We start from the raw sequence: 14890 nt of genomic DNA on the forward strand, positions 1-14890 counted from the left end.
TACCCCTTAATCTAAATTTCATAATCTTGTAAATGCGTGATTTTATGCGTGCCACAAACCCTACATTCAGGGTTTTTGGGTGCTTGAATTTTTTTAAAATCCATCGTTTTAATATCGGCTATAAGTAAAGTATTTATAAGTAAAGTTTCAAACCCTAAAAAATATTTAAGGCATTCGCTCGCTTGGATATACCCTAAAACCCCGGGTAAGACCCCAAAAAGCCATGAAATAGGATTTAATCCCTTTTTAGGGGGCTTATCAAAAACACACGCTAAGCATGCGCTATTGGGTAAAACGCTCATGCTTTGTCCCCTGTATTTTAAAACCCCGGCATGCGAATAGGGTTTTTGGGCTAACACACGAGCGTCATTGATCAAAAATTTAGCGTTGAAATTGTCTGTAGCGTCTATGATAAAATCATAAGGCTCTATCAGAGAAAGAGCGTTATGAGCCTTAAAGCGTTCTTCAAAAGTCTCTATTTCAATACCAGCATTGAGTTGTTTTAAGCGTGCTTTCGCGCTAGAGGCTTTAGATTGGTTTAAAAAATCCTGTGAATGGATAATTTGGCGTTGCAAATTACTCATATCTACCACATCAAAATCTACAACACCTATTTTTCCTATCCCAGCGGCACACAAATACATTAAAACCGCTGATCCAAGACCCCCAGCCCCAACGACTAAAACGCTAGATTTTAAAAGCTTCAATTGGTCTTCTTCGCCCACATCTTCTAGCATGATATGGTGTAAATAACGCTCTTTTTCTAGCCGGCTTAACAATCAAGTCATCCTTGAAACCCAAATTTTAGAATGCTCTCTTTCAGCAAAAAAACTTGTTTTATCCCCATGCCCTGGATAAATCTCTATGTCTTTAGGGAAATCTAAATTTTGAAACCTTAACAGGGACTCTTTCATGTCTTTTTCATTAGAATAAGGGAAATCATAACGGCCAATGCTGCGATAAAAAATAAAATCCCCGCTAAAAATCACCCCTCCTATTTCTATGATAGAGCAACCGGGCGTGTGTCCGGGAAAATGCCAATATTTAATGGTAGTGTTTTCTATTTCTAAAGTGGTGCAACCCTTATTGCAAGGCACGCTAAACGAAGGGCTAAAAACCGGCATGCCTAAATGGAAAATATCATTTTCTAGCATGAACACATCGTCTTTGGGGGCGTAAATGGGGGTGTCTTTAAGGGTTTTTAACAATTGAGCGCTATCCCATACATGATCATAATGCCCATGCGTGATTAAAATCGCCTTAGGGTTTTTGGCGTTTTCTAACACCCATTCGCTGCTAGAAAATCCAGGATCAATAATAAAATCTATCCCACTAGAAAGCTTCACAATATAAGCGTTTTCTTCAACCGCCCCGCATTCTCGCCTTAAAATTTCCAAACTCTAAACTCCCTTCAAACTAGCTTAAAAAGTCATCATTATTGAATATCATAGCGCAAAAATAAGGCGATTTTGACTAGAATAGTGGTCTGTTATTGTTGATTGAGATGGGTTTAATGAAAGGAAAATCGTGCGATCGTTTGGGAATTACATGCAAGAGTGGCTTTATGGAGAAAAGGGGTATTACAGAAAGGCTGTAATCGGTCAAAAAGGGGATTTTTACACTTCGGTGTCTTTGAGTAAGTTTTTTGGGGGCACTATTGCGTTTTATATCATCAAGCTTTTAGAAGAAGAAAAATTATTTTTGCCTTTAAAAATTGTAGAAATTGGCTCTCATCATGGGCATTTTTTGAGCGACATAGCCAGTTTTTTAAACGCTTTGAGCGTGGGTGTCATGGAAAAATGCGAGTTTATCAGCTGTGAGCCTTTAAAGGAATTGCAAAAACTCCAACGAATTATTTTTAAACAAGCCACGCAATTGGATTTGATCAGTTGCAGTTTGGAAGAGCTTGATTTTAAAGAAAAAAAAAGCGCGTTTGTTGTCTCTAATGAATTGTTTGATGCGTTCGCTTGCGAGATCATTAAAGATAATCAAATGCTTTTTATTACCCATAATCATAAGGGCGTTTGGGGCGGTATTGATGAACCCACTAAAGAACTTCTTAAAAATTTGGATTTACAACAAGGGTGTGCGCCGTTATTTTTGAACGCTTTTATTAAGGATTTGTTAGAGAAATTGAATGAGGCTTATTCTTGGGTGTTTTTGAGCTTTGATTATGGCGATGAAACAGAGAGAAAAGACATGCATTTAAGGGCCTTTAAAAACCACCAAGCGCTGGATTTTAAGGATATTTTAAACAATCTAGCTTCTTTGTATCAAAAGAGTGATCTGACTTATGATGTCAATTTTTCTCTGGTGCGTTTTTTGTTTGAAAAACACCATGCACAATTTTCATTCTTCAAATCGCAGGCTAACGCTTTATTGGATATGGGGCTTATGGAATTATTAGAAACATTTTCAAAGAGCGTGAGTTATGAAAGGTATCTAAAAGAAGCGGCTAAAATCAAGCCCTTAATTAGCCCTGGGGGCTTGGGGGAGCGTTTCAAAGCGTTAGAGTTTGTGAAAAAAAATAAAATGTAAAGCATTTTACAATCTAAATAATAAAGAGTTTGCGTATTTTTAAGGAGGGGATTGGTATATTGGATTTTAGAATATTAAATACTAAGTATTTACTATTTAAACACTACGCTTTCAAGATTAGTTTGTGTGAAAAGTTGAGAGAGGCTAACTTGCTTTCTCAATTAAAGGTAAGAGCATCAAGACATTTTAACGAAAAAGTTTATTAAAATGCTAAGTTATAGTAAAGAAGGAAGGAATATAAAACGCCTTTTGCTCTTACCTTCGCCGAGCATTATACAAAAAAAAAAAAACGATGTTATTTAAACTCTACTTTTAACATTCTTTTTAACTTTTTTACAAAATGAAACAATTTTTGAATTTATTTATTTAATATGGTGCTTAAAAGAAAGAATTGCTATAATTTGAAACAATTTAAATTGATGGGATAAAAGGGGTTTTTTGAAAATTTTTCTTTCTTGCAAGTCTTTGTTGATCCAAAGGAGTTTGGAATTTTATTTGAGCGATTGTCTTTCTCCTATGGAAGTGTGCGACTTTGTTTTAAGCGATGATGGAAAGCTAGAAACCAATAAGCCCCTATGCTTTATAGAAGAGCGCTTAAGAAAGCCTTTCACTAAACAGAGCGTGAAAGAAGATATAAAAAATTTTTATCACGCTTTAAAAGAGAGCGAAAAACCTTGCGAAGAAATCCCATTTTCTAAAGAGCAAAAGATCCAGCAATTACTAGAAGAATACACCCACAAATTATGCCAAATCATCAGCCAGTAAAAAAATTTAAGATTATTGGGGGGGCTTGTAAGGGATTAGGCTTGAATTTGCCTAAAATTTCTAGCACGCGCCCCACGAAAGCGATCGTAAGAGAGTCGTTTTTTAACACCTTGCAAGCAGAAATTATAAGCGCGCATTTTATAGAAGTGTTTTCAGGCAGCGCTTCTATGGGTTTGGAGGCTTTGAGTAGGGGGGCTAAAAGCGCGGTGTTTTTTGAGCGAAACAAAAGCGCTTACGCCACACTTTTAGAAAATATTTCCCTCTTTAAAAACCGCCTGAAAAAGGAAATTGGAATTCAAACCTTTTTAGATGACGCTTTCAAGCTTTTGCCCTCTCTGTGTTTAAAAGATGGCGTTTTGAATATCCTTTATTTTGATCCTCCTTTTGAAACAAGCGGATTTTTAGGGATTTATGAAAAGTGTTTTCAAGCTTTAGAAATGTTATTGAAACGCTCGAATCAAAAAAATCTTTTAGTGGTTTTTGAGCATGAAAGCGTGCATGAAATGCCTAAAAGTCTTGCAACTTTAGCTATAATCAAACAGAAAAAATTTGGAAAAACCACTTTAACTTATTTTCAATAGGAATAGGCATGGCAGAAGAACAAGAAAATACCGCGCAACAACCCCCCAAAAAAAGCAAAGCCCTTTTATTTGTCATTATTGGAAGCGTGTTAGTGATGCTTTTATTGGTAGGGGTGATTATCATGCTGCTTATGGGGAATAAGGAAGAATCTAAAGAAAACGCTTCTAAAAACACCCAAGAAATTCAAGCTAATCCTATGGCGAACAAAAATCAAGAGGCTAAAGAAGGTTCTAATATCCAGCAATATTTGGTGCTTGGGCCTTTGTATGCGATTGATGCACCTTTTGCGGTGAATTTGGTCTCTCAAAACGGCAGACGCTACCTTAAGGCTTCTATTTCGTTAGAATTGAGTAATGAAAAGCTTTTAAATGAAGTTAAGGTTAAAGATACAGCGATTAAAGACACGATCATAGAAATTCTATCATCTAAAAGCGTGGAAGAAGTGGTTACCAACAAGGGCAAAAACAAGCTTAAAGATGAAATTAAGAGCCATCTGAATTCGTTTTTGATTGATGGCTTTATTAAAAATGTCTTTTTCACCGATTTTATCATCCAATAATTTTAAATGATTGGCATAGATATTGTCTCTATTGCTAGGGTAGAAAAGTGTGTAAAACGCTTTAAAATGAAGTTTTTAGAGCGTTTTTTATCGCCAAGTGAGATTGTTTTATGTAAGGATAAATCCAGCAGTATCGCCGGGTTTTTCGCGCTTAAAGAGGCTTGCTCTAAAGCCCTTCAAGTAGGCATTGGTAAGGAATTGAGCTTTTTGGATATGCATATTTCTAAAAGCCCTAAAAACGCCCCCTTAATCACCCTTTCCAAAGAAAAAATGGATTATTTCAACATCCAAAGCTTGAGCGCAAGCATCAGCCATGACGCTGGTTTTGCGATAGCGGTTGTGATGGTTTCTGCGTCAAATTGATAAACAACGCATTCTAAAACTCCCATAACATTCTGTTTTAAAAAGCGCTTTAGCGGCTGTTAAAAAACACAAAAAACCTGTTTCAAATTGTTTTGATAACAAATTGTAAATCAATAAAATCAAACTTCAAAATTTAAGGTAATTATAATAATTATTTTAGTAAGTATACATCGGTTTGAATTAAACGAGAAAGGTTATCATAATGAATGGTTATTTGAGAGTAAAAACCCCTTATTTTTTAGCGTTATACACTTTGACTTTTTTGTCTTTTAATTCTTTGGTTGGCAAAGATAAGCACTATTTTTTAAAAAAAGTTACAACCACCGAGCAAAAATTCAATTCAAGCACCCCGCTTTCATGGCAAAGCGAAGAAGCGCGTAATTCCACAAGCTCTCGCACGGTGATTTCCAACAAACAACTCAAAAAAACGGGTAATTTGAATATTGAAAACGCTTTGCAAAATGTGCCAGGGATTCAAATCAGAGACGCTACAGGCACAGGCGTGTTGCCTAAAATTTTGGTGCGCGGTTTTGGTGGGGGCGGTAACGGGCACAGCAATACGGGCATGATTTTAGTCAATGGTATCCCCATTTATGGTGCACCGTATTCCAATATTGAACTGGCGATTTTCCCTGTTACTTTCCAGTCAGTGGATAGGATTGATGTGATTAAAGGGGGCACGAGCGTCCAATACGGCCCTAACACTTTTGGAGGCGTGGTGAATATCATCACTAAAGAAATCCCTAAAGAGTGGGAAAATCAAGCGGCTGAAAGGATCACTTTTTGGGGCGATCCTCTAATGGGAATTTTGTAGATCCCAAAGAAAAAGGCAAGCCTTTAGCCCAAACTTTAGGCAATCAGATGCTGTTTAACACTTATGGGCGAACAGCTGGAATGCTAGGCAAACATATAGGCATTAGTATGCAGGGCAATTGGATTAACGGACAAGGTTTCAGGCAAAACAGCCCCACAAAGGTGCAAAACTACTTGCTTGATGCGGTTTATAAGATTAATGCGACCAACACTTTTAAAGCTTATTACCAGTATTATCAATACAACTCTTACCATCCAGGCACTTTGAGTGCGCAAGATTATGCCTATAACCGCTTCATTAATGAGCGCCCTGACAATCAAGATGGGGGGCGAGCCAAGCGTTTTGGGATTGTGTATCAAAATTATTTTGGCGATCCGGATAGGAAAGTGGGGGGAGATTTTAAATTCACTTATTTCACGCATGACATGAGTAGGGATTTTGGGTTTTCCAACCAATACCAAAGCGTGTATATGAGCAGCAGTCAAAATAAGATTTTACCCTTTAAAGGCAAGGGAGAAATTAGCGCGAAAAACCCTAATTGCGGTTTGTATTCTTATAGCGATACGAGTAGCCCTTGTTGGCAATTTCTTGATCAGATCCGCCGCTTCGTGGTGAATGCCTTTGATCCAAAACTCAATCTCATCATCAATACCGGTAAAGTCAAACAAACTTTTAATATGGGAATGCGGTTTTTAACGGAAGATTTATACCGCCGATCCACCACCATGAAAAACCCTAATATGCCTAATAATGGGAGTGGGTTTGATGCAGGAACTTCAATCAATAATTTCAACAATTATACCGCTGTGTATGCCAGCGATGAAATCAATTTCAATGACGGCATGCTAACGATCACGCCTGTCTTGAGATACACTTTTTTAAATTACGAAAAAAAAGACGCTCCCCCTTTTAAAGAAGGCCAAACCCCAACAACCACGAAAGAGCGTTATAACCAATTCAATCCGGCAGTGAATATCGGCTATAAACCCATTAAAGATTGGTTGTTTTATTTCAACTACCAAAGAAGCTACATCCCTCCCCAATTCAGCAATATCGGTAATTTTGTAGGCACAAGCACGGATTATTTTCAAATCTTTAATGTCATGGAAGGCGGATCAAGATATTATTTTAACAATCAAGTGAGTTTTAATGCGAATTATTTTGTGATTTTTGCGAATAATTATTTTACCGGGCGCTATGGGGATAACAGAGAGCGTCAATGCGAGATCGCAAGGCGTGGAGCTGGAATTGTATTACACGCCTATTAGGGGGCTTAATTTCCATGCGGCCTACACTTTTATAGACGCTGTTATCACAAGCCATACGATGGTTACTAACCCTGCCAATCCCAAATGGCCTAAAAAAGATATTTTTGGTAAAAAACTCCCTTTTGTAAGCCCGCACCAGTTTATTTTAGATGCGAGCTACACCTACGCTAAAACCACGATTGGGTTGAGCTCTTTCTTTTATAGCCGCGCTTATAGTGATGTGTTAAACACCGTGCCTTTCACTCAATACGCGCCCACGATTAAAAATGAGGCCATCACTACCAGAACAGCGGGCATGACGCCGTGGTATTGGGTGTGGAATTTGCAAATTTCTAGCACTTTGTGGGAACGCAAAAATCAAAGCGTTAATGCGAGCTTGCAAATCAATAACATTTTTAACATGAAATATTGGTTTAGCGGGATAGGCACTAGCCCTAATGGTAAAGAAGCCGCGCCTCCTAGAAGCATCACAGCGTATGTGAGTTATCATTTTTAAGGTTTAATATTTATGGTTGTAGCCGCTTGAGCAGTTGGGCATAAAAAACAACCCTTTGTTTTAAATGCTCTCTTAGAGCGCGGTAATTAGGGCAAAACGATTCCACGCAACGCCAGAAATTTTTGGAATGGTTTTTGTGGATCGTGTGGGCTAGCTCATGGATGATGACATAATCAATCGCTTCTTTTTGGGCACAAACCAATAATAATGCAAAACTCAAGCGGTTATGATAAGAGCAACTCCCCAAAACTTTAGCGTTGTTTCTAACGCTAAAACGGGTGTATGAAGTTTGCATTTTTTGAGCGCTTAAAGGGAGTTTCTGCTCCAAATAAGTTTTTAAGATTTTTTTAAGCTCTGTTAGGGTGTAATCGTTGGCGTTTTTCACCTCATCAAACACAAGGATTTTGTTGTGATAGGTTTCTAGGTGCGAGTGTAAAAGGGAGTATTTTTCTTGCATGGCTGAAAGGGTTTTTTGTATCCAAGCTTTTTGTTCTTTTAAAAAAGCATGCACTCTAGCTTGAGAGCAAGAATGGGGCATTTTTAGAATCACTTCTAAAGAGGGCGTGATATTCAAGCTCAGGGTTTTGATTTTTTTACTTTTTTGAATGGTAATAGGAATATCGTCTAACATGATGCGTATTTTACTAAAATTTGCGCTAGAATGTAAGTCTGTTTAATATTGATTTTATTTGCATTAAGAATTAAGGCTAACATGCGTGTTTTTATTATTCATTTAAGCCCAAAAACCTGTCAAAATTTTTCTTTAAAAGAAACTCATATAACCCCCCTTTTAGAGAGCCTTAAACTTCAAGGAATCTCTTATGAAATTTTTGATGCGATCTATTCTAAAATCTCTCCCACTCAATTACACCCCTTGATTTTAGAGCATTTGCACCCTTCTTTTATGATTGAAGATTTATTGGCTTTTTGCAAGAATGAAAAACACCCCCCTTGCGCGTTAAAAAATTTCTTTTACGCGCTCAAGCATTGTGGGAAGAGGATGGGGTTTGGGGAGCTTGGGTGCTATGCGAGCCATTATTCATTGTGGCAAAAATGCATAGAACTCAATGAAGCGATCTGTATTTTAGAAGATGATATTATTGTAAAAGAGCGTTTTAAAGAGAGCTTGGAGTTTTGCCATCAACACATCAACGAATTAGGCTATATCCGTTTGATGCATTTAGAAGAAAATGTGGCTAAACAAAAAACTCCCGTTAAAGGGGTTTCTCAAATCTTAAATTTTAAAGATGGCATTGGCACTCAAGGGTATGTTTTAGCCCCAAAAGCCGCGCAAAAATTATTGAAATACAGCACGAAAAAATGGGTGATGCCTATAGATTGCGTGATGGATAGGCATTATTGGCATGGGGTCAAAAACTATGTGTTAGAAGAGTTTGCGATTGCTTGCGATGGAATGAATACTCAAAACTCCAACACCGAAAAACAAAGGCCTAAAAAATTACCTTTAAGCATTAGGATTGGCCGTTTTTTGCATAAAAGCACGCTTCAATCTTGGATAAAGTTTTTAGGTATAACCCAAAAATTAATCATCAGAAAAACTAACCATTAGGCTTTGCAAATATTACCATTGAAGTTTTTAACGAAAGCTTAAAAGCCCTCTTAAAATTTATTTTTTAATTTCTTTAGGGATAACGCCTAATTTTTTCAATCGGGGTAGGTCTTTTTCAAAATCTTGAAGCGCGTTTTGCAATTCTTGCTCTGTTTGTTTAATATAGGGCTTTTGAGAAAGCCATTTGATGGGATCTTTGATGTGGTGCATGCGCGCATACAAGAAATCCATTTCCAAATGATTCAAATAAATCCCTTTCGCGCTGATAGGAGAAACCAAATGATTTAAGTAATAGGCGTATTGGTTTTCTTCAATAATGGCTTGGTTGAATCGATCGCTAGAGTGTTTGGCTTGCTCTATAACGCTTTTTTCTTGAGCCGCTTGCAAACTGCCTTGCGTTTTTAAATTCACAATCACATCTACAAGCTCACTAAAAGCCGCCTTTCTTTTGTAATGTGCGCTTAAAATATCTTGAATTTCTTTCGCGCTCACGATAGAATATCTTTAAGCGCTTCAAAAATAGGCTCATAGACATGCTGGTGCATGGTAAAAGTTTTACCCATTGCTTTCCATTTGTAACTGATCTCTTTATTCACATAAATGAAAGAGAGTTTTAAAAACTCTCTTTCAGCTTGTAAGCTGTCAAGCTTGGTTTTACCTTAATTTTAATTTAAAGGTTTTAGCGGTTTGTATCTGAATCAAGCAATCAAGTAATAATCGTTATTAAACATGCTATATTTCTTTTTTACAATCTGAATTAATTTTTAATTGAATGAAATTAGGGGGAAAGACTTAGGGAGTTAGAATGATCTTAAAACGAGTTACTGAAGCTTTAGAAGCGTATAAAAATGGCGAAATGCTCATTGTTATGGATGATGAAGACAGAGAAAATGAGGGGGATTTGGTTTTAGCCGGGATTTTTTCTACCCCTGAGAAAATCAATTTCATGGCCACGCATGCTAGGGGGTTGATTTGCGTGTCTTTAACCAAAGATTTAGCGAAAAAATTTGAATTACCCCCTATGGTTAGTGTGAATGATTCTAACCATGAGACCGCTTTCACGGTTTCTATTGACGCTAAAGAAGCTAAAACCGGGATTTCTGCTTTTGAAAGGCATTTAACGATTGAATTGCTGTGTAAAGACACCACCAAACCTAGCGATTTCGTGCGCCCGGGGCATATTTTCCCTTTAATCGCAAAAGATGGAGGCGTGTTAGCGCGCACGGGTCATACTGAAGCGAGTGTGGATTTATGCAAATTAGCTGGATTAAAGCCCGTGAGCGTGATTTGTGAAATCATGAAAGAAGATGGCTCTATGGCGAGGAGAGGGGATAAATTTTTGAGCGATTTCGCCATTAAACATAACCTTAAAACCCTCTATGTCTCTGATTTGATTAGCTATCGTTTAGAAAATGAAAGTTTGCTGAAAATGTTTTGCCAAGAAGAAAGAGAATTTTTAAAACACCAAACGCAATGCTACACTTTTTTAGACCACCAGCAAAAAAACCATTACGCTTTTAAGTTTAAAGGCGTAAAAACCAATGGTTTAGCCCCTTTAGTGCGTTTCCACCCTATCAAAGAGGATTTTGATTTTTTAACGACTGATGCGTTTGAAGTGTTTTTTAAGGCTTTAGAATATTTAAAGCGCGAAGGGGGTTATTTGATCTTTATGAACACGCATTCTAAAGAAAACAATATCGTTAAAGATTTTGGGATTGGGGCGTTAGTGTTAAAAAATTTGGGGATAAAGGATTTCAGGCTTTTAAGCTCTTCTGAAGACAGGCAGTATAAGGCTTTGAGCGGGTTTGGGCTTAAGCTTGTAGAAACGATTAGCCTTTGAGGCTTGTTGGGTTTCATTGAATGTGTTGTAATGTTTTTAAGGTATAATAAACTCTTTTTAAGTCAAGCAATAAAGTTTGCAACCTGATGAGAGTAATAATAGAGTTTATGCTGATTTCATTAAAAACATTCCTAAAAATATTATTGAAAATATTCCTAAAAACATTCCAAAAGATTTGGGTGGTTTTCGTTGTTATTTGGGGGTTGGGCTGTAGTGTTTTAAACGCTAACAGTATTCAATTAGAAGAAACGCTCAGGCGGAGTCCTAAAAGTCTTATTTGGCAACACTTTAAAAAGAAGTTCAAAAAGAGTAATACGATCCCTTATGCCCCAAATAGCCGTTGGAAATATTTAGGCACGAGTGTTGGGATTTTAGGCGTGTCTTTGGTGATAGGGATTGTGGGGTTGTATCTCATGCCAGAGAGCGTAACGAATTGGGATAGAGAAAAGTTTGGCGTCAAAAGTTGGTTTGAAAATGTCCGCATGGGGCCCAAATTAGACAATGATAGTTTTATTTTCAATGAAATTTTGCACCCTTATTTTGGGGCTATGTATTATATGCAACCGCGCATGGCTGGGTTTAGCTGGATGGTATCAGCGTTTTTTTCTTTTATCACTTCCACGCTTTTTTGGGAATATGGCTTGGAAGCGTTTGTGGAAGTGCCTAGCTGGCAGGATCTAGTGATCACGCCTTTATTAGGCTCCATTTTAGGGGAAGGGTTTTATCAGCTCACGCACTATATCCAACGCAACAAAGGCAAGCTTTTTGGCTCTTTATTTTTAGGGCGTTTAGTTATCGCTCTTATGGATCCTATCGGTTTTGTGATCAGGGATTTAGGGCTTGGGGAAGCTTTAGGGATTCATAATAAACATGAAATCCGTTCTAGCTTAAGCCCCAATGGTTTGAATTTGACTTACAAATTTTAAAGAATCAACTCGTTTTAGGGGCGGTGAGTCTGTTGGAGGTTTTTAAAAGATGGGGTTGTTCGTTCAATAACTTTTTAAAAAAATTATAAAGAGTTTTGATAGAATACCTTTTTTTAAAAGATGCGTTTTTAAAACTAATTTTAGGAGTATCCTTGAAACGATTAGAAGTTTCTAACCAAGCCAAATTACCCACTCAATTTGGGGAGTTTTATATCCAGTGTTTTAGAGAAAAGGGTTCTAATGGTTCTAAAGATCATTTAGTGGTTTTCACCCCTAATTTTTCTCAAAACCCCTTAGTGCGTTTGCATTCAGAATGCTTGACCGGCGACGCTCTAGGCTCTCAAAAATGCGATTGTGGGGGGGCGTTGCAAATGGCGTTAGAAAGGATTTCTAAAGAAGGGGGGCTAGTGATTTATTTGCGCCAAGAAGGGCGTGGGATAGGGCTATTTAACAAAGTCAATGCCTACGCTTTGCAAGATAAGGGCTATGATACCATTCAAGCCAATGAAATGATAGGGTTTAAAGACGATGAAAGGGATTATAGTATTGTGGGTGAAATTTTAGAATATTACCGCATTAAAAAAATGCGCTTACTCACAAACAACCCTAAAAAAATCGCCGCTTTAGAAAAATACGCTGAGATAACAAGAGAGAGCTTGATCGTGTGCGCTAATGAGCACAATCAAGGGTATTTGGAAGTCAAAAAGCTCAAAATGGGGCATTTATTGTGAAAATTATGAGCGCTTTAAAGAGGTTTTAAAAAGATTTAATATAAGGGTAAATGATGGTAGAAGTGCGATTTTTTGGACTCATAAAAGAAGAAAATTTTTCCGTCAAAGCGGGTGATTTAAAGGAATTAAGAGCGATTTTACAAGAAAAAGAGGGCTTAAAAAAGTGGTTAGGCGTTTGCGCGATAGCCCTTAATGATCATTTAATAGACAATTTAAACACGCCTTTAAAAGATGGCGATGTGAGATCAGTTTGTTGCCACCGGTTTGTGGGGGCTAGGTGTTAAAAATGGCGCACAGCTTGGGCGATGTTTTGATAGGACAAAGCTCATTTTTATGCGTTTTAATGGGAAAGAATAGAAAAAATGCCTTAGAACTATACGAAGATTTTATTGAAGATTTTAAGCGTAACGCCCCTATTTGGAAATACGATTTAATCCATAATCAACGCATCTACGCTAAACAAAGAAGCCACCTTCTAAAAGGGAGCGGGCTTTTAGCCTTAAAAAGGAGTTAAAATGCAAACGATTCATATAGGCGTTTTGAGCGCGAGCGATAGAGTGTCAAAAGGGATTTATGAAGATTTAAGCGGTAAGGCGATACAAGAAGTGTTGGGCGAATATCTGCTCAATCCTTTAGAATTCCATTACGAAATTGTCGCCGATGAAAGGGATTTGATTGAAAAATCGCTGATTAAAATGCACGATGAATACCAATGCGATCTAGTCGTTACTACAGGAGACACAGGCCCTGCTTTAAGAGACATAACCCCAGAAGCCACAGAAAAAGTGTGCCAAAAAATGCTTCCTGGTTTTGGAGAGCTTATACGAATGACTAGTTTAAAATATGTGCCTACAGCGATTCTATTACGCCAGAGCACTGGTATCAGGAATAAGAGTTTGATTGTCAATCTCCCTGGTAAGCCAAAAAGTATTAGAGAATGCTTAGAAGCGGTTTTTCCAGCAATTCCTTATTGCGTGGATTTGATTTTAGGAAATTATATGCAAGTGAATAAAAAAACATTCAAGCGTTTCGCCCCAAACAATAAGGTAAAAAATGCTACTCACTCATTTGAATGGAGAAAATCAGCCTAAAATGGTGAATATAGGGGATAAAGAAACCACTGAAAGAATCGCTCTAGCAAGCGGTCGTATCAGCATGAATAAAGAGGCTTATGACGCTATTATTAATCATTGCGTCAAAAAGGGTCCGGTGTTACAGACTGCTATTATTGCTGGGATTATGGGGGCTAAAAAGACAAGCGAGCTCATTCCCATGTGCCATTCAATCATGCTCAATGGGGTGGATATTGATATTTTAGAAGAAAAAGAGACTTATAGTTTTAAACTTTATGCGAGAGTCAAAACTCAAGCTAAAACGGGCGTAGAAATGGAAGCGCTATGGGTGTGAGCGTAGGGCTTTTAACCATTTATGACATGGTGAAAGCCATTGATAAGAGCATGATAATTAGCGGTGTGATGTTGGAATATAAAAGTGGAGGCAAAAGCGGGGATTATAACGCTAAAAAATAGAAAAAGACTGATAATCTAAAGATGTTAGGGTAAAATAACATTTTGACAACAAAAGCGTGTTGTTGCTTCGGGTTTGTTGTTATAGAAGTCTGAAATATTACAATCAAGGATAGAACGATGAAAGCAAATGGTCATTTTAAAGATTTTGCATGGAAAAAATGCCTTTTAGGCGCGAGCGTGGTGGCTTTATTAGTGGGATGCAGCCCGCATATTATTGAAACCAATGAAGTCTCTTTGAAGTTGAATTATCATCCAGCTAGCGAGAAAGTTCAAGCGTTAGATGAAAAGATTCTGCTTTTAAAGCCAGCTTTTCAATATAGCGATAATATCGCTAAAGAGTATGAAAACAAGTTCAAGAATCAAACCGCGCTCAAGGTTGAACAGATTTTGCAAAATCAGGGCTATAAGGTTATTAATGTAGATAGCAGTGATAAAGACGATTTTTCTTTTGCACAAAAAAAAGAAGGGTATTTGGCCATCGTTATGAATGGTGAAATTGTTTTACGCCCCGATCCTAAAAGGACCATACAGAAAAAATCAGAACCTGGGTTATTGTTCTCCACTGGTTTGGATAAAATGGAAGGGGTTTTAATCCCAGCTGGGTTTATCAAGGTTACCATACTAGAGCCTATGAGTGGGGAATCTTTAGATTCTTTTACGATGGATTTGAGCGAGTTGGACATCCAAGAAAAATTTTTAAAAACCACCCATTCAAGCCATAGTGGGGGGTTAGTTAGCACGATGGTTAAGGGAACGGATAATTCTAATGATGCGATTAAGAGTGCTTTGAATAAGATTTTTGCAAATATCATGCAAGAAATAGACAAAAAACTCACTCAAAAGAATTTAGAATCTTATCAAAAAGACGCCAAGGAATTGAAAAACAAAAAAAACCGATAAAAACAAATA

Annotated in this window: 14 protein-coding genes and 5 pseudogenes; 15 read left to right on the forward strand and 4 right to left on the reverse strand. The window is 37.4% G+C overall.

Annotation, left to right across the window (positions count from 1 at the left end):
* Positions 1–11: 11 nt before the first annotated feature.
* Positions 12–779 carry a HesA/MoeB/ThiF family protein gene (locus AA974_RS02465; protein WP_064433281.1) on the reverse strand — a complete coding sequence of 256 codons (768 nt, stop codon included), beginning with the start codon at positions 777–779 and terminating at the stop codon, positions 12–14.
* Positions 780–1397 carry an MBL fold metallo-hydrolase gene (locus AA974_RS02470; protein ID WP_064433282.1) on the reverse strand — a complete coding sequence of 206 codons (618 nt, stop codon included), beginning with the start codon at positions 1395–1397 and terminating at the stop codon, positions 780–782.
* A 130-nt stretch (positions 1398–1527) separates the two neighbouring features.
* Here AA974_RS02470 and AA974_RS02475 point away from each other — a divergent pair, with 130 nt between their 5' ends.
* The 6 genes and pseudogenes from AA974_RS02475 to AA974_RS02500 all read left to right on the forward strand — a co-directional run bounded on the left by AA974_RS02475 (position 1528) and on the right by AA974_RS02500 (position 7385).
* Positions 1528–2538 (forward strand): class I SAM-dependent methyltransferase, encoded by a 1011-nt coding sequence (locus AA974_RS02475; protein ID WP_064433283.1) that lies wholly within the window; start codon positions 1528–1530, stop codon positions 2536–2538.
* A gap of 438 nt (positions 2539–2976) precedes the next feature.
* Positions 2977–3303, forward strand: coding sequence for a hypothetical protein (locus AA974_RS02480; protein WP_064433284.1), 327 nt, complete (start codon positions 2977–2979; stop codon positions 3301–3303).
* A complete protein-coding gene (gene rsmD / locus AA974_RS02485; protein ID WP_064433285.1) occupies positions 3282–3884 on the forward strand; it encodes a 16S rRNA (guanine(966)-N(2))-methyltransferase RsmD in 603 nt (200 codons plus the stop codon). Before AA974_RS02480 ends, rsmD begins: the two co-directional genes overlap by 22 nt.
* Before the next feature lie 8 nt (positions 3885–3892).
* On the forward strand, positions 3893–4444 hold the full coding sequence (fliL, locus tag AA974_RS02490; RefSeq protein ID WP_064433286.1) for a flagellar basal body-associated protein FliL: 552 nt from the start codon (positions 3893–3895) through the stop codon (positions 4442–4444).
* Positions 4445–4450: 6 nt separating this feature from the next.
* Entirely contained in the window at positions 4451–4807 is a 357-nt protein-coding gene (gene acpS, locus AA974_RS02495; RefSeq protein ID WP_064433287.1) for a holo-ACP synthase, read from the forward strand.
* A 202-nt stretch (positions 4808–5009) separates the two neighbouring features.
* Positions 5010–7385 (forward strand): annotated as a pseudogene (locus AA974_RS02500) (TonB-dependent receptor family protein).
* Between the two features lie 10 nt (positions 7386–7395).
* On the opposite strand, the gene AA974_RS02505 reads toward AA974_RS02500, so the two are convergent.
* Positions 7396–8016: a M48 family metallopeptidase gene (locus tag AA974_RS02505; protein ID WP_064433288.1), complete on the reverse strand. Its 621-nt coding sequence runs from the start codon at positions 8014–8016 to the stop codon at positions 7396–7398.
* A gap of 81 nt (positions 8017–8097) precedes the next feature.
* Here AA974_RS02505 and AA974_RS02510 point away from each other — a divergent pair, with 81 nt between their 5' ends.
* On the forward strand, positions 8098–8955 hold the full coding sequence (locus tag AA974_RS02510; protein ID WP_064433289.1) for a glycosyltransferase family 25 protein: 858 nt from the start codon (positions 8098–8100) through the stop codon (positions 8953–8955).
* 57 nt (positions 8956–9012) lie between these two features.
* Here the strand turns inward: AA974_RS02510 and AA974_RS07905 are convergent, their stop codons facing one another.
* Positions 9013–9447, reverse strand: a complete 435-nt coding sequence (locus AA974_RS07905; protein ID WP_230380956.1) for a hypothetical protein — start codon at positions 9445–9447, stop codon at positions 9013–9015.
* A gap of 313 nt (positions 9448–9760) precedes the next feature.
* On the opposite strand from AA974_RS07905, the gene AA974_RS02520 reads away from it, so the two are divergent.
* The 8 genes and pseudogenes from AA974_RS02520 (at position 9761) to hpaA (ending at position 14881) form a co-directional block, all read left to right on the forward strand.
* Positions 9761–10795, forward strand: coding sequence for a bifunctional 3,4-dihydroxy-2-butanone 4-phosphate synthase/GTP cyclohydrolase II (locus AA974_RS02520; RefSeq protein WP_064433290.1), 1035 nt, complete (start codon positions 9761–9763; stop codon positions 10793–10795).
* 179 nt (positions 10796–10974) lie between these two features.
* Positions 10975–11721: a DUF3943 domain-containing protein gene (locus tag AA974_RS02525; protein ID WP_230380957.1), complete on the forward strand. Its 747-nt coding sequence runs from the start codon at positions 10975–10977 to the stop codon at positions 11719–11721.
* Between the two features lie 152 nt (positions 11722–11873).
* A complete protein-coding gene (gene ribA, locus AA974_RS02535) occupies positions 11874–12452 on the forward strand; it encodes a GTP cyclohydrolase II (protein WP_000825071.1) in 579 nt (192 codons plus the stop codon).
* Between the two features lie 53 nt (positions 12453–12505).
* Positions 12506–12729, forward strand: a pseudogene (locus AA974_RS02540) (MoaD/ThiS family protein).
* Positions 12730–12966 (forward strand): annotated as a pseudogene (locus AA974_RS02545) (molybdenum cofactor biosynthesis protein MoaE); the annotation flags it as partial.
* Position 12967: 1 nt separating this feature from the next.
* A pseudogene (mog, locus tag AA974_RS02550) lies at positions 12968–13497 on the forward strand (molybdopterin adenylyltransferase).
* 8 nt (positions 13498–13505) lie between these two features.
* Positions 13506–13981: pseudogene (moaC, locus tag AA974_RS02555) on the forward strand (cyclic pyranopterin monophosphate synthase MoaC).
* A 117-nt stretch (positions 13982–14098) separates the two neighbouring features.
* Positions 14099–14881, forward strand: coding sequence for a flagellar sheath lipoprotein HpaA (gene hpaA / locus AA974_RS02560; protein WP_064433294.1), 783 nt, complete (start codon positions 14099–14101; stop codon positions 14879–14881).
* Positions 14882–14890: the final 9 nt, after the last annotated feature.

This window comes from Helicobacter pylori (genome assembly GCF_001653475.1).
Classification (GTDB): Bacteria; Campylobacterota; Campylobacteria; order Campylobacterales; family Helicobacteraceae; genus Helicobacter; species Helicobacter pylori_CM.

Bases quoted from the DNA above. Each gene is read 5' to 3' on its own strand.
- rsmD (WP_064433285.1), top strand. From the start codon at position 3,282: ATGCCAAATCATCAGCCAGTAAAAAAATTTAAGATTATTGGGGGGGCT.
- fliL (WP_064433286.1), top strand. From the start codon at position 3,893: ATGGCAGAAGAACAAGAAAATACCGCGCAACAACCCCCCAAAAAAAGC.
- acpS (WP_064433287.1), top strand. From the start codon at position 4,451: ATGATTGGCATAGATATTGTCTCTATTGCTAGGGTAGAAAAGTGTGTA.
- AA974_RS02505 (WP_064433288.1), bottom strand. From the start codon at position 8,016: ATGTTAGACGATATTCCTATTACCATTCAAAAAAGTAAAAAAATCAAA.
- AA974_RS02510 (WP_064433289.1), top strand. From the start codon at position 8,098: ATGCGTGTTTTTATTATTCATTTAAGCCCAAAAACCTGTCAAAATTTT.
- AA974_RS02520 (WP_064433290.1), top strand. From the start codon at position 9,761: ATGATCTTAAAACGAGTTACTGAAGCTTTAGAAGCGTATAAAAATGGC.
- hpaA (WP_064433294.1), top strand. From the start codon at position 14,099: ATGAAAGCAAATGGTCATTTTAAAGATTTTGCATGGAAAAAATGCCTT.